The following is a 13,445-nucleotide window of genomic DNA, read 5'->3' as shown; positions in this document are numbered from 1 at the left end:
AGTATGCCAACTCAAGAATCCAAAGCCCACCGCGTGGGTGAATGGGCAAGTTTACGCAACACCTCTCCGGAGATCGCCGAAGCCATTTTTGAAGTCGCGAACTATGACGAAAAGCTGGCAGAGCAGATTTGGGAAGAAGGCAGCGATGAAGTGCTGGAACGTGCCTTCGGGAAAACGGACAAAGACGCGCTCTTCTGGGGTGAGCAAACCATCGAACGTAAAAACGTCTGAACGTTTCCCCCCGCCTGAGCGGGGGGTTTTACCTATTTCGCCGCGTTATTCATCACCGCATTGAATTTATCGATTGGGCAAAAACCGTTCGCATCAACCGGACACCCCTTCAGCTCCAGCGTCACACGCTGTGCCGGCGCATCCAGTGACAGTACGCTGGCGTTACGCAACTGGTCGGCGCTCTGATAGACATACTCAATCTTCATGAGCTCCTGGTTGGCGTTTTTATCATGCCAGCGCTGGAAAACAATTTTCCCGCCAATTGGCGTCCGCTCGTGCTGGTCATGCAGCTGGTACGGTTTGAAATCCAGCGCCGTAAGCAGCGACGCGATATTGGAATCATGCCCCACCAGCAGGGTGATTTTCGGCGCTTTCGCCTGCCCGGTGACGAGGGCCTGGTCGATATACTTCACCAGCGGTTTGGCCACGTTTTGCGCCACCTCGGTGGAGGTAAACAGCGAGTCCTGATAGCCATTTTTCAGCTGCGACAACACGCGCCACTGTTGATCGGTTTTAATTTCACCCCAGGCAACCTGGTCTGCCGGGAAGCCTTCGTAATACTGCAGCGTGAAGGCATCCACCAGCGAGTTACCGACTTTTAACGGCCCCGATACGCCAGGTTCTTTTTCATAGTCAGCGCTGAAGGTATCTTTCGCCTCCGCCAGCGAGCACACGTTCTTCTCTTTACAGGACGGTGAATCGGCGTAATTCGTCATCTGCTCCAGCAGCTTGTAGCTCTCGCCAAGCTGCATTTTCTGCCGCTCAGTTTCCATCGCCTTCAGCGCTTTTTCACGGAATTCAGGTGAGTTATCCGTAATCACTGGGTTAAAGGTCGGATCCATGGTGCCCATTTTTTCCTGATGATGCACAGGCACATCGCACCCCGGGAAGGCGCCGGTGATAAAGAACTGCGCGGTGGCGACAGTGCGCTGCAGGCTGTTGGCATAGGCATATACGCTATCCGCGGCCGGGCACTCGCCGGTTTTCACCATCCCCTGCTGTGCCAGCCACTCGCGCATATAGTGGCCCATGTAGACTTCAAGCACGCCACCTTTGGTGGTGAGCTGACCGCCTGGCACCTCCCATTCTGGCCACTGCTTCGGTGTGGATTGCTCGAGCACGCTGCCATTATTGGCGAGCGGCGCGCGCAAATTATGGCGACTCATGATTAAAACTTGTTCCAGCTGATACCCTTCCGGCGTCTCTTGCGCCTGCACGCCAGATGTCACTGCAATGGAACCGGCGATTGCCAGCGCGAGTAGTGCTTTTCTCATCCCTAATTCCTCACTCGTTTTAAAATGTCGCAGTGAGTGTGACAGATTCGTGACAATTTTCCGGGAAGCGTTTCGCAAACTGAGGATTACTTTTCAAGGCGATCGCCGTATTCGCTCATCCAGTCGGCCAGCGGGGAGAGCGCGCTCTGGAGGGTTAACCCCAGCGCGGTTATCTGATACTCCACCCGCGGTGGGATCTCCGGGTAGATAGTGCGCGACACCAGCCCGCGCTGCTCAAACAGGCGCAACTGCTTCGTGAGCTCTTTTTGCGTGATGGGGGCGGCGGCGCGCAGCAGATCGCCAAACCGGACCGGTGCATTGAGCATAATCAGGCGATAGAGCACCGGGATCGCCCACTTACCGGAAATCAGGTTTACAAACTGCGTCATCGGGCAGAGATAAACCTCAGATTTTTTTTCACAGGGTATAGTGAGTGATTCCGCCATAGCACACCTCTTGCCTCATTAGTATCCAAATGGTACCTAGTTTCCTTTCGATACTAACGTTTCTATAGTGCTTTCTCCAGAGTCATTTCAGGAGAAGCACATGGGTCGTTTAGCAGGTAAATATACGCTGATTACCGGCGGCACTTCCGGTATTGGTCTCGCTACCGCGCAGGAATTTATTGCCGAAGGGGCGCACGTTGCTGTCACCGGACGTAACCCGGATACCCTTGCCGAAGCACAACGCATTCTGGGCGATAATGCCTGGGTTATTCCGACCGATGCGGGTGACATCGCCGCGCAAAAAGCGCTGGCGGACACGCTCACCTCTCGCTGGTCGCGTCTTGATGCCGTGTTTATTAACGCCGGCGATGTGACGCACGGGCTGCTTGAAGAGTGGCAGGAAGACGCCTGGGATCGCCTGATGGGCATCAACCTTAAAGGACCGTTCTTTTTGATTCAGGCCCTGCTGCCGCTGCTCAATAATCCCTCCTCTGTGATCCTGTGCGGGTCCGTGAGCGCCCGCATCGGGCTGCCTGCCAGCAGCGTTTATGCCGCCAGCAAGGCGGGATTACTGTCGCTGGCACGCACGCTGTCAGGGGAGTTGTTGCCGCGCGGTATTCGCGTCAACGGCCTGAGCCCGGGTCCGGTAGAAACACCGGCATTTAATAAAACGGGGTTAAGCGAGGAAGCGCTCAAGGCGATGCTGGGGGATATCACCAAACTTGTGCCGCTGGGCAGAATGGGCACGCCGACGGAGCTGGCGAAAGCCGCGCTCTATCTTGCCTCTGACGAATCGCGCTATATGGTGGGAACGGAACTGCTGGTCGACGGCGGAATGGGAAACCTGTAGGTCAAAAGGCGCTGATGCCGGTGACGATGCCGACATACAGCGCCGCCCATACGACGGCTGAAATCAGGCTTACCGCGTACACCTTCGCCGCGTTCAGTCTGAGCATGCCCGCTGCCAGCGGGACGATATAACGCAGCACCGCCAGGAAACGCGCGGTAAAGAGCACCAGCACGCCGTTTTTCTGCAGCTGATGTTGTACCCGCAAAAATTTCTCGGCGTGCCGGGAGGTGAAGCGCGTGACCAGCCGCGTGTGGCCCATCAACTGGCCGATATGATAATTCAATACCGACCCTGTTGCGGCACCCGCCGCGACAGCCAGCCACGTCAGTCCCGGATGCAGGCTGGTCTGGCTGACGGTGATCCCTGCCAGCAGCATCACCGAGGCCGGTGGAAGCACGGAGGAAACCAGTACCGTAGACTTGCTCAGCGCGATGACGAAAAGCAGCGCGAACAGATGCGTCGGATAGAGCGCAAAATGATTCAGCAGATTGTCAAACCACGTCATATTCCACCCCGCAGCGTTCGTGATGCTGACCATTAGAAACGAACAACCTTAAATGGGGTATCAACCGCTCAGACCTCCAGCAGGAAGGCATTAACGACACGCGAAAATGTCAGCGCCATTTAGAAACACAGAGGTGTGGAATTATACTCTCTTGAGCAATAACCACCGTCATTGATGAATAATCGATGTCATTAATACGCGGGATTAAATTATTGTTCTAAACGTTTCTTAAACGTCTTTTAAATTCCACAGCGCGATTTTTAAAGTGGCGTATTATCCCTCTCGTTTTACAACGATCTCGTTATGGCGAGGCTCCTGTACAAATACACGTTATCGCTCTGGTGGGTTCGAGAGAACCGGCACAGGGTAAAACAGGCACTGTCGAATCAAGGCTTTGTCAGTATAACTTCCCTTACGGGATACGGTGTACAGTGCTGAACCCAGGACGTGGGGATCTCCTCTTCGACATGCCCTGTCTTGCTCGCCCCTGAGAGATTTTATTATTCAAAGGGAATTCACTATGTCTTACGCTATTCACAATCAAAACCTGGCATTCAATGACAGCGCAATCGCGCAATATATGAATACCGATTTTATCGTCCTCGATATTTCATTATGCGTGGCGCTGGCACGCGAGCAATTTTTCGAAAAATTAAAAGACGATGATATTCCATCGCATATTTTCCTCGAAGATAATGGTCGGCTGGCGGGCATGGTTGCGGTGCGCAAACTGCTGCAGACCGCCGATACGGTACAGCCGGTGAAAACGCTGATGATTTCTCAGTTTCTGCAGGTCAAACCGGAAGACGAGCGTGCCGATGTCGCCGGGCTGCTGGCCCACGGCGAGGCGGATGTCGTGCCGGTGGTCACGCACGGTAAAGTGGTCGGCTGCCTGACCGAACGCGAAATCGCCCATCTGCTGGAAGATGATGTCACCGAAGATGCCCAGCTCCAGGGAGCAACGCTGCCGCTGGAAAAGCCGTATCTGGAAACCAGCCCCTTCAGCCTGTGGAAAAAACGCTCCGTCTGGCTGCTGCTGTTGTTTGTCGCTGAAGCCTATACCAGCTCGGTTATTCAGCACTTCGAAGAGGCGCTGGAATCCGCCATTGCCCTGGCCTTTTTTATTCCGCTGCTGATAGGAACCGGTGGGAACAGCGGGACGCAGATCACCTCCACGCTGGTGCGTGCAATGGCGCTGGGTGAAGTGCGCCTGCGCGACGTTGGCCGCGTGTTACGAAAGGAGATGACCACCTCGCTGATGATTGCCGCCACGCTTGGTCTTGCCGGGTGTGTTCGCGCCTGGATGATGGGTATCGGGCTGGAAATTACCCTTATCGTCAGCCTGACGCTGGTCTGCATTACGCTGTGGAGTGCGATTGTCTCGTCAGTTATTCCGATGGTACTGAAGCGCTGCGGCATTGACCCGGCCGTCGTTTCCGCGCCCTTTATCGCGACGCTTATCGACGGAACCGGTCTGATTATCTACTTCAAGATTGCGCAGTACACGCTGGGGCTGGAATAAGAGAGCAGCACCTCACCCACCGGGTTGAGGTGCTCACCGTTTTACATATCGCCAAGCTGATGTGCGATATCACGAAGCTGTTGCGCCAGCGCCTGCAGGTTTTTGCCCTTCTCACCTTTCGGCCCGGTCGACTGCCGCACCACCAGCCGGGCAGGCAAAATGGATGACATGCGCACGGCATTGTCTTCGCCACTGTCAAGAATGCGGCGCACCGCCTCCTTCCCCTGCAGATCCAGGTCCAGCGATACCGTGGTCAATGCCGGATAGAAGAATGAGCTTTCGTAGGTGTCATCGTAGCCAATCACCGATTTTTCACCCGGAATGGAAATCTGATGCTGATGGAAAGCACTTAATACCCCCAGCGCCATCTGGTCGTTGGCCACCAGCACGGCAGAAAATTGCGGCGTCTCGCGCAGCATCTGCAGCGCACCCGCGTAACCGCTCTGCGCATCCCAGTTCCCGCGGATCACCGAGGCCGGCTCCAGACCGTAACCTTTCAGGGTTTCAATCCAGCTTTTCAGCCTGAGCTGCGCCGAGACAGAAGACGCTGGCCCCGCCAGCAACGCGATTTCCCGGTGCCCCAGTTCGTAGAGATATTTGACGCTGGCACGGGTGCCATCTGCCGGGTTAAACGAAACGTTAAACACGGAACTGTAAGGGTCAACGTCGAGGAACAGACAGACGATATCGTCGTTGTCCGTCGCGATTTTCTGCGCCTGCTCTGCTTCCAGCGGGACGTTGATGATCACCTTACTGACGAGCTGAGATTTCAGTTCATTGATCGAATCCTGGATGCTGTGGTTGACGTTCTCATCAATCATGGAGATCAACACCTGATACCCTTCCACATTTGCATAGCGTTTTACCGCCGCGGCGACCTGTGACGGCGCATGCAAAGCCAGCGAAATCGTCACCAGTCCGACGGTCTGGGTCTGCTTTCCGACCAGCTGCTGCGCCAGGCGGTTCGGGACATACCGCAATAACTCTATGGATTTCTCCACCTTGCGACGCGTGGCTTCGGATACATTGGCAGATTTATTCAGTACCCTGGACACGGTCTGATAGGAGACGCCCGCATGGCGTGCGACGTCCTCTAACGTTGCGCTTTTCGACTTCATGGTCCGGTTCCTTATGTTGTTATGCGCTGATTGTATCAGGGGCGATATAAAAAAACGCCCACTGGGCACTTTCGGCTGCCATAACACCATCAAAAAGTATTACGTTCACAATACTACATTTCTGGTCACACCTCATCAATCGTAACAAAATTGGCTATTTTATTTGCACTTAATCACAGATTAACGATCGCGTAATTGCCAGAAAAAAGGTTTAGGCATTTTATGACAGCGGATTTGTGAACGTATTACAAAACAATAAGAGGGTAACAATGAACACGACGATCCGCTCTGTATCTGTTGCGTTGGCTGCCGCGTTAGCGTCTCCTTCGCTGTTTGCAGCGTCTTCAGTACCAATTGATTTTCATGGGTATCTTCGCTCCGGTGTGGGCGTCTCACGGGATGGTGGGATGGAGGAGTGGCAAAAAAATAAAATTGGCCGTCTGGGTAACGAGGCCGATACCTACGGCGAGCTGGAGCTGGGCTCAGAGGTGTACAAAAAGAACGATGTCAGCTTCTACCTCGACAGCATGGTGAGCATGGTCTCTGACGGCTCTAACGACAATGAAACCACCTTCGGAGACGATGCGCAGTTCGGGTTGCGTCAGCTGAATCTGCAGATCAAGGGGCTGATCCCCGGCGATCCGAACGCGGTGATCTGGGGCGGTAAGCGCTACTACCAGCGCCATGACCTGCACATCATTGACACCAAATACTGGAACATCTCAGGCGCGGGTGCCGGTATCGAAAACTACACGCTCGGACCGGGTGCGGTGTCCGTGGCCTGGATCCGTGGCGATGCCAACGACGTGGACTACCGCGTGGACGGCGATAGCGACGTTAATATCAACTACATCGACCTTCGCTATGCGGGCTGGAAGCCGTGGGCGGGTGCATGGACTGAAGTGGGCATTGATTACGCCATGCCAAACCCCACCAATAAGCAGAAAGAGTACGGTGGGCTGTATGAGGCCGACAACGGCGTCATGGTCACCGGTGAGATCAGCCAGGACATGTTAGGCGGCTACAACAAGCTGGTGCTGCAGTATGCGAACAAAGGCCTGGCGCAGAACATGGTGTCCCAGGGCGGCGGCTGGTATGACATGTGGAACTACGTGAACGACGCCAGCGGCTACCGTGTGATTAACACCGGCTTAATTCCGATTACGGACAAGCTCTCCTTCAACCACGTGCTGACCTGGGGCTCGGCGGATGACACCACGCAATTCACCGATAAATCGCGCCTTGTCTCTCTGGTGGGTCGCGCGCAGTACCAGTTCACCGAATACGTGCGTCTGATTGGTGAAGTGGGCGGTTTCTACCAGAAAGATACCTACACCGACGGTTCCAGCTACAAGCAGAGCGGAGAGAAGTACACCCTCGCACTCGGACTGGCGGATGGGCCTGATTTTATGTCGCGTCCGGAACTGCGCGTCTTCGCCTCTTACCTGAATGACTCCGAGAAAGGACAATCCTTCGAAGACGGCACCGCAAATAATACCTGGAACGTTGGCGTGCAGGTGGAAGCCTGGTGGTAATGTTTATTTCCTGATATGCGTTAATCGTTATTGTATCTCCAACAACTGGCAGTCTATTCTCCTCGTTTGGGATAGCCATTATTTTGGCTATCCCTTTTTTATTATTAATGATTAAAATGCGCATCTAATAATTGCCGCAAGGTATCAGACTGGCGGCCAAATATCGCATGCACCTGCTGGCCGATAATAATCACGCCCAGCGCCCCCTCCTGTTGTAACGCCTGCGTATCCACCTTATTTAAATCTTTTACCGTGACGCGCAGACGGGTAATACAGGCTTCAACATGTTCGATATTATCGTCGCCGCCGAATGCAGGAATTAAACGCAGAGTTATTTCACTGTCCATAATACGCCTCTCTGTTATGCAAATAAAAAAATGCCTGCTCATAGAGCAGGCGCCTTCAGATTGATTAGCCAGGGTTGTACAACGCGACGCCCTCAGCGACTACGCTTTACGCCTGAGTACCCGACAATCCCACGGCAGCAGAGCGGTATCACCCGTGGCGGCGGCATCGGTCATGCAGTCGGTATACCCCTGCGGCAGCGTAATGAGCTGCTGCTGGGCGGTGTAGTTCTGCACAAACACCCACGTGGTTTCGCCGTCCGTGCGGGCCGTTGCCACTACACCCGGTGGGAAATCGCATTCCATGGCCCGCGGCAGCGCCAGTTCGTCAATAATCCCGGCGAAGAAATCACGCTGGAACGGCAGATCGTTGCGCGACGCCACATGCCACGCTTTCCCCTTACCGAAACGGTTCACCGTCACGGCAGGCCGACCGGCGTAGAAATCATCCCGGTAGGTCGCCAGCGGCTGAGCGTTTTCGACATGGATCAGTTCGCACAGATGACGAACCTGATACGGGCCCTGCAGGCCAGCCGCATTACCCGCCAGCCCCTGTATCAGATTACGTTCTCCCTCACCGAGACAGTCGATCTCTTCAGCCCAGATCCCGAGCAGTTTACGCAGCGGCCCCGGGAACCCACCGAGATGACAAAGATCGCTTTCATCCACGATGCCGCTCCAGTAGGTGGTCACCAGATGGCCGCCCCCGGCGACAAACGCTTCTGCGCGTTCGGCGAAGCCTTCCCGCACCATATAAAGCATCGGCGCAATCACCAGCGCGTACTGGCTGAGATCGCCATCGGCATCAATCACATCCACCGCGATGCCTTTTTCCCAGAATGGACGGTAGTGTTCGTTAACGGTTTTTTCGTACTCCATCCCCATGTTGCGCGGCCCTTCGGCATCGTCCAGCGCCCAGCGATTTTGCTGGTCGAAGATAATCGCTACCCGTGCCTGCGTGCGACACCCGACCACCCCCGGCAGGCGCTCAAGCATTTCGCCCAGACGCGTCACTTCGCGCCCGACACGCGTATCAAGATGCCCCACGTGGTCGATAACCGCCCCGTGGAATTTCTCCACCGAACCGCGGCTTTTACGCCACTGGAAGTACTGCACCGCATCGGCCCCGTGTGCCACCGCCTGCATTGACGAGAGAATATGCATCCCCGGCTTTTTCAGCTTGCTGGTCGGCTGCCAGTTGGTGGTGCTCGGCGTGGACTCCATCAGCACAAAAGGTTTTCCGCCTTTCAGGCTGCGCATCATGTCGTGGTACATGGCGGTATAGCAGGCGAGCTGGGTTTCGTCTTTCTCCTTGTGCCACATCGGGTAGCTGTCCCAGGAGATAAAGTCGATCGCTTTCGCAAGCTGCCAGTAGTCGTAATCGTAGAAGTACTCCATGAAGTTGGTCGTCACCGGCAACGCTGCGTTGACGGCTTTTAGCGGCGCAACCTCATGGCGGCAGAAATCTGTTACCTGCGCCGTATTAAAGCGGCGCCAGTCGAGGTTCAGACCGTGAATGGACACCTCGCCCTGCGGCGCAGGGGACTCAATCTGCGACCAGTCGCTATAGGTGTGGCTCCAGAAGGTGCTCCACCATGCGTGATTCAGCACATCCAGGGTTTTGTAGCGCGCTTTCAGCCAGTCACGAAAGCGCTCCTGGCACAGTTCGCAGTGGCACTCACCGCCGTACTCATTGGAGATATGCCAGCCCAGCACCGCCGGGTGCTGTGAATAACGCTCAGCCAGTAATGTATTCATTTTCAATGTCTTCTCACGGTACACCGGGGAAGACATACAGTGGTTATGACGTCCACCGTGCAGCGCAGGCACGCGGTTACGCCCTACGCGCAGCACCTGCGGGTATTTTTGCGACATCCATGCCGGTCGCGCACCGCTCGGCGTGGCGAGGAAAATATGGATCCCCGCTGAATATAATTTATCAATGACGTTATCCAGCCAGACAAAATCATATTCCCCTTCACGCGGTTCGAGCTTCGCCCAACTAAATATGCCCACCGACATGACATTACATTTCGCCTGCTGCATCATGGCAATATCTTTTTCAATAATACCGGGGTAATTCTCCCATTGCTCCGGGTTATAGTCGGCGCCATGCAATAACGCAGCGACCTTCGAACTTAAAGGCGCAAATTTATTCATATTAAAAACGTCCTGAAGTGAAACAGAATACTATTTAAATACCGTTATCGACGGCAGCACTTTGCCATGACAATCAAATAACGCCTGGTTTTCGCGGGCATTTCCCTCTTTCCAGTCATCATGGATATATTTCATGCCGGTTTTGGTGGCCCATGTGGTGCCCGGTACGGCAATCCAGGTCGGCTCCCAGTAGAACAGACCCTTACCGCGACGATCGGGAACGTCAATCACGGCCTGCATTAAATCGTGGATATAATCGTACTGACCCTGCACGGTGCCGGGGTAGCCACCGTCCTTCTCTTCTTTGGCCTGGAAACTGTTTTCTGCGTTATCGCAGTTCTCCAGCGTATAGCCATAGGCCGCTTCCACCACAATCACGTCTTTGTTATAGCGTTTGCTGATGTCATCCATATTGGCTTTGAGCGCGCCGATCGGGCCATTCCAGTAGGTGTACATCGACAGGCCGATAATATCGAACGGCACATCGCGCTTCGTGATCTCATCAAACCACCAGCGGAAGGTGTCATTTTTAGTGCCTTCGGCCAGGTGCAGCATAATTTTCACCTGCTCGCCGTCGGTCAGGTTCTCTTTCATCCCACTGATTGCGGCGTTGAGTAACCCGGCTACGCGGTCAAACTCGCCGCCACCCTGCCCCCAGCTTTTGCCTTCCGGCCAGAGCAGCCCGCCATTGATTTCATTACCAATCTGGACCATGTCCGGCAGCACGCCCTCTTTTTTAAAGCGGGCAATGGTGTCGCGCGTATAGTCATGGATTGCCGTTTTAAGCTGCGGGTAATCCATCTTCTCCCAGGCTTTAGGTTTGAACTGTTTGCCCGGGTCGGTCCAGAAATCGCTGTAGTGGAAATCGAGCAGGAGTTTTATGCCCTGGGCCTTCACGCGCTTCGCCAGCGCCAGCGTGTTTTCCAGATTGTTACTGCCGCCCCCGTAGGTATTTCCGTTGGCATCCTGCGGATCCACCCACAAACGCAGGCGCACATAGTTCACGCCGTTGGCTTTCAGAATGGCAATCGCATCCTGCTGCTGGCCGTTCTGGTTATAAAATGTTGCGCCATGCTGTTCCGCCTCGAGCAGCGTCGAGATGTCCGCCCCCTTAATAAAGTCTGCCGGCATGGCGTTAAAAGGACGCGTTTTTACCCCGTCCGCGGCAAACGCACTCGCGGCAAGACCGCAAGAAAGACAAACAGCAAGCAAAGCGGGTTTGAGTCTTTTCATGGTTATCCCTTAGTACTCCCGGAGGTCAGACCGGAGACGAAGTATTTTTGTAAGGCCAGATAGAGGATCGCGACCGGCACCGCAATCAGCACCGCGCCTGCCGCGTAGGTGGTGTAACTGGCACCCATTTTTTGCGCCACCAGGTTATAAAGCCCGATGGGTAAGGTGTATTTGTCCGGGGTGCGCAAAATGGTGCTGGAGAGAATGAAATCCCCCAGCGGCCCGGTGAAGGAGAACAGCGCCACCACCGCCACAATGGGTTTGGAAAGCGGCATGATGATCTCGATGAAGATGCGGAAGTTACTGGCTCCGTCCATGCGCGCGGACTCATCCAGATCCTTAGGAATGGCGTCCAGGTAGCCCTTCATCAGATAGGTGTTCATTGGGATCATGCCGCCAACGTAAATCAGCACCAGCGCCAGATGGCTGTTGATTAAGCCCAACAGCTGCGAGAGCACGAAGATGGCAATCAGCGCCGAGAACTGCGGGATCATCTGCAGCAGCAGGAAGAGCATCAGTCCGTTCTGCCGCCCCTTAAAGCGAAAACGCGAGAAGGCATAGGCGGTAAAGCTAACGCTGATTAAGGTCAACACCATGGTCAGGAAGCTGATTTTCATCGAGTTCCAGTACCACGTAATATAGTTCACCTGACCATTAAACAGGTCGGCGTAATGCTGGAACGACAGGTTCTGCGGAATAACAGAGGAGCTTAACAGGCTGTTGCCCGCGTTGAGTGAGGCGCCCACCGTCCACACCAGCGGGTAAATGATGATGACCGACACCAGCACAATAACCAGCCAGGAGAGTGAAAGGCGGACCCATTTCTCACGTTTAATACTTTGTGATTTAGCCATTGTTACGTCCCTTACGCCATGTCGTCATTTTTGAAAGATTTGGTGGCGCGGAACTGCCATAACGCCAGGCCGACGACAAAAACAGACAGCAGGATGGTGATGGTCGCCGCAATGGCATATTGCGAAGATGACATCGTCAGTTTGTAGATCCACGACACCAGAATGTCGGTGCCGCCCGCATTTGACCCCACCACCGCCGGCCCGCCGTTATTGAACAGATAGATGATGTTGAAATTATTGAAGTTAAAGGTGTATTGCGTAATCAGGATCGGCGCAATGGCGTAGAGCACCAGCGGCAGCGTAATGGTCCGCAGCCGGGTCCAGCTGCTGGCGCCGTCCATGGTAGCCGCTTCATACAGGTCATCAGGAATGGCCTGCAGCACGCCGGTGGTCATGGCGAAAACAAACGGGAAACCAAGCCAGGTTTGCATCATGATCAGCGCCGTTTTGGTCCAGAACGGATCGGTCATCCAGGCTTTAGGCGCAATCCCAAAAAAGGCCAGAATGGCGTTGTTAATCACCCCGAACGAGTCATTAAACATCCCGGCGAAAACCAGGATGGTGACAAAGCCCGGCACCGCCCACGGCAAAATAAAGATGGTGCGGATCAGCGGCTTAAAGCGTAAATCTTTCTGGTTCACCAGAATCGCCAGCAGTACGCCCACCGTACACTGCAGCGTAGTGGCGAGCAGCGTCCAGACCACCGTCCACTGCAGCACGTCGAAGAAGGTGGAACGCCAGATAGAGAGCGTAAAGATATTGATGAAGTTCTTAAACCCGACCCAGTCAACCAGCTTAGCCGGCGGCGTGTGGTAGAGGTTGTAGTTGGTAAAGGCGATGGCAAACCCGAACAAAATGGGAAACACCACCACAAACACCAGCAGGATAAAGCCCGGGGTGATCATCAGATACGGGAAGCCGTCGCTCAATAGCATCTGATATTGTTTACGCACGCTGTTAAGCTGCAACCCTTCGTCACGTTTCAGGCCATTGACCCACGCGTCACGCATCGACAGGTAATACACCATCACGCCGAACGCAGCGATTAACACGCTGATGATCCCCTCCGCCAGCAGGAAGATGGAGTTGTCGCGTGGCACCTCCTCACCCAGCGTCACCAGTCCCCACAGCCCTTCGCGCAGAAAATCAGCAAATACGCCGATAAAACTGGCAAGCAGCACCAGGAAGATGACCCCTTTCAGCCACTGACGGTGGTAAAACTGACCGAAGCCGGGAATGACCGCCAGCAGCAGGCTGGTCCAGGCGTGACGCCCGGCCACGCGCGGTTTGGCAAAATGTTCCGGGATGATACTCACAAACAACTCCTTTCAAAAAACGGGAGAGACACCCTCCCGTTCTGCGACGTCAGAAAA

At 54.7% G+C, this 13,445-nt stretch carries 13 protein-coding genes and 1 riboswitch; of the genes, 4 read left to right on the top strand and 9 right to left on the bottom strand.

Annotated elements, in window-relative coordinates:
* The first annotated feature begins 3 nt into the window (after nucleotides 1-3).
* Entirely contained in the window at nucleotides 4-231 is a 228-nt protein-coding gene (locus QLG09_RS15620; protein ID WP_014169490.1) for a YccJ family protein, read from the top strand.
* 32 nt (nucleotides 232-263) lie between these two features.
* Here QLG09_RS15620 and agp read toward each other — a convergent pair whose 3' ends face one another.
* The gene (gene agp / locus QLG09_RS15615; protein WP_049023411.1) at nucleotides 264-1,505 is read right to left on the bottom strand and encodes a bifunctional glucose-1-phosphatase/inositol phosphatase; all 1,242 of its coding nucleotides are present in this window, start codon (nucleotides 1,503-1,505) and stop codon (nucleotides 264-266) included.
* An 86-nt stretch (nucleotides 1,506-1,591) separates the two neighbouring features.
* Nucleotides 1,592-1,951 carry a helix-turn-helix domain-containing protein gene (locus QLG09_RS15610; RefSeq protein WP_020884724.1) on the bottom strand — a complete coding sequence of 120 codons (360 nt, stop codon included), beginning with the start codon at nucleotides 1,949-1,951 and terminating at the stop codon, nucleotides 1,592-1,594.
* A 100-nt stretch (nucleotides 1,952-2,051) separates the two neighbouring features.
* On the opposite strand from QLG09_RS15610, the gene QLG09_RS15605 reads away from it, so the two are divergent.
* The gene (locus QLG09_RS15605; RefSeq protein ID WP_049023410.1) at nucleotides 2,052-2,801 is read left to right on the top strand and encodes an SDR family oxidoreductase; all 750 of its coding nucleotides are present in this window, start codon (nucleotides 2,052-2,054) and stop codon (nucleotides 2,799-2,801) included.
* 1 nt (nucleotide 2,802) lies between these two features.
* On the opposite strand, the gene QLG09_RS15600 is transcribed toward QLG09_RS15605, so the two are convergent.
* Nucleotides 2,803-3,306, bottom strand: coding sequence for a DedA family protein (locus tag QLG09_RS15600; protein ID WP_025204489.1), 504 nt, complete (start codon nucleotides 3,304-3,306; stop codon nucleotides 2,803-2,805).
* Between the two features lie 290 nt (nucleotides 3,307-3,596).
* Nucleotides 3,597-3,766: riboswitch (M-box (ykoK) riboswitch) on the top strand.
* A 60-nt stretch (nucleotides 3,767-3,826) separates the two neighbouring features.
* Here QLG09_RS15600 and QLG09_RS15595 point away from each other — a divergent pair.
* Nucleotides 3,827-4,828 carry a magnesium transporter gene (locus QLG09_RS15595; protein ID WP_020884727.1) on the top strand — a complete coding sequence of 334 codons (1,002 nt, stop codon included), beginning with the start codon at nucleotides 3,827-3,829 and terminating at the stop codon, nucleotides 4,826-4,828.
* Nucleotides 4,829-4,869: 41 nt separating this feature from the next.
* Here the strand turns inward: QLG09_RS15595 and QLG09_RS15590 are convergent, their stop codons facing one another.
* Complete coding sequence (locus QLG09_RS15590) at nucleotides 4,870-5,946, bottom strand: LacI family DNA-binding transcriptional regulator (RefSeq protein ID WP_047744297.1); 1,077 nt, start codon at nucleotides 5,944-5,946, stop codon at nucleotides 4,870-4,872.
* 269 nt (nucleotides 5,947-6,215) lie between these two features.
* Between QLG09_RS15590 and QLG09_RS15585 the strand changes: the two genes are divergently transcribed.
* Nucleotides 6,216-7,481 carry a maltoporin gene (locus tag QLG09_RS15585; protein ID WP_025204490.1) on the top strand — a complete coding sequence of 422 codons (1,266 nt, stop codon included), beginning with the start codon at nucleotides 6,216-6,218 and terminating at the stop codon, nucleotides 7,479-7,481.
* 104 nt (nucleotides 7,482-7,585) lie between these two features.
* Here QLG09_RS15585 and QLG09_RS15580 read toward each other — a convergent pair whose 3' ends face one another.
* From QLG09_RS15580 to QLG09_RS15560, 5 genes are all read right to left on the bottom strand, one after another.
* Nucleotides 7,586-7,828: a PTS transporter subunit EIIB gene (locus tag QLG09_RS15580; protein ID WP_282489051.1), complete on the bottom strand. Its 243-nt coding sequence runs from the start codon at nucleotides 7,826-7,828 to the stop codon at nucleotides 7,586-7,588.
* A gap of 99 nt (nucleotides 7,829-7,927) precedes the next feature.
* Complete coding sequence (locus QLG09_RS15575) at nucleotides 7,928-9,985, bottom strand: beta-galactosidase (RefSeq protein ID WP_282489045.1); 2,058 nt, start codon at nucleotides 9,983-9,985, stop codon at nucleotides 7,928-7,930.
* A gap of 30 nt (nucleotides 9,986-10,015) precedes the next feature.
* Nucleotides 10,016-11,218: an arabinogalactan endo-beta-1,4-galactanase gene (locus QLG09_RS15570; RefSeq protein WP_040017106.1), complete on the bottom strand. Its 1,203-nt coding sequence runs from the start codon at nucleotides 11,216-11,218 to the stop codon at nucleotides 10,016-10,018.
* A gap of 2 nt (nucleotides 11,219-11,220) precedes the next feature.
* Entirely contained in the window at nucleotides 11,221-12,072 is an 852-nt protein-coding gene (locus QLG09_RS15565; RefSeq protein WP_049023408.1) for a sugar ABC transporter permease, read from the bottom strand.
* Between the two features lie 11 nt (nucleotides 12,073-12,083).
* Nucleotides 12,084-13,388: a sugar ABC transporter permease gene (locus tag QLG09_RS15560; RefSeq protein WP_020884733.1), complete on the bottom strand. Its 1,305-nt coding sequence runs from the start codon at nucleotides 13,386-13,388 to the stop codon at nucleotides 12,084-12,086.
* Nucleotides 13,389-13,445 lie beyond the last annotated feature (57 nt).

The organism is Enterobacter sp. V89_11 (assembly GCF_029967775.1).
GTDB classification, from domain to species: domain Bacteria; phylum Pseudomonadota; class Gammaproteobacteria; order Enterobacterales; family Enterobacteriaceae; genus Enterobacter; species Enterobacter ludwigii.
This window is presented reverse-complemented; position numbering and strand designations above follow the sequence as displayed.

Excerpts from the sequence above, each read along its gene's own strand:
- QLG09_RS15610 (WP_020884724.1), bottom strand. The coding sequence starts at position 1,951 with ATGGCGGAATCACTCACTATACCCTGTGAAAAAAAATCTGAGGTTTAT.
- QLG09_RS15585 (WP_025204490.1), top strand. The coding sequence starts at position 6,216 with ATGAACACGACGATCCGCTCTGTATCTGTTGCGTTGGCTGCCGCGTTA.
- QLG09_RS15600 (WP_025204489.1), bottom strand. The coding sequence starts at position 3,306 with ATGACGTGGTTTGACAATCTGCTGAATCATTTTGCGCTCTATCCGACG.
- QLG09_RS15570 (WP_040017106.1), bottom strand. The coding sequence starts at position 11,218 with ATGAAAAGACTCAAACCCGCTTTGCTTGCTGTTTGTCTTTCTTGCGGT.
- QLG09_RS15590 (WP_047744297.1), bottom strand. The coding sequence starts at position 5,946 with ATGAAGTCGAAAAGCGCAACGTTAGAGGACGTCGCACGCCATGCGGGC.
- QLG09_RS15575 (WP_282489045.1), bottom strand. The coding sequence starts at position 9,985 with ATGAATAAATTTGCGCCTTTAAGTTCGAAGGTCGCTGCGTTATTGCAT.
- QLG09_RS15595 (WP_020884727.1), top strand. The coding sequence starts at position 3,827 with ATGTCTTACGCTATTCACAATCAAAACCTGGCATTCAATGACAGCGCA.
- agp (WP_049023411.1), bottom strand. The coding sequence starts at position 1,505 with ATGAGAAAAGCACTACTCGCGCTGGCAATCGCCGGTTCCATTGCAGTG.
- QLG09_RS15565 (WP_049023408.1), bottom strand. The coding sequence starts at position 12,072 with ATGGCTAAATCACAAAGTATTAAACGTGAGAAATGGGTCCGCCTTTCA.
- QLG09_RS15605 (WP_049023410.1), top strand. The coding sequence starts at position 2,052 with ATGGGTCGTTTAGCAGGTAAATATACGCTGATTACCGGCGGCACTTCC.
- QLG09_RS15620 (WP_014169490.1), top strand. The coding sequence starts at position 4 with ATGCCAACTCAAGAATCCAAAGCCCACCGCGTGGGTGAATGGGCAAGT.
- QLG09_RS15580 (WP_282489051.1), bottom strand. The coding sequence starts at position 7,828 with ATGGACAGTGAAATAACTCTGCGTTTAATTCCTGCATTCGGCGGCGAC.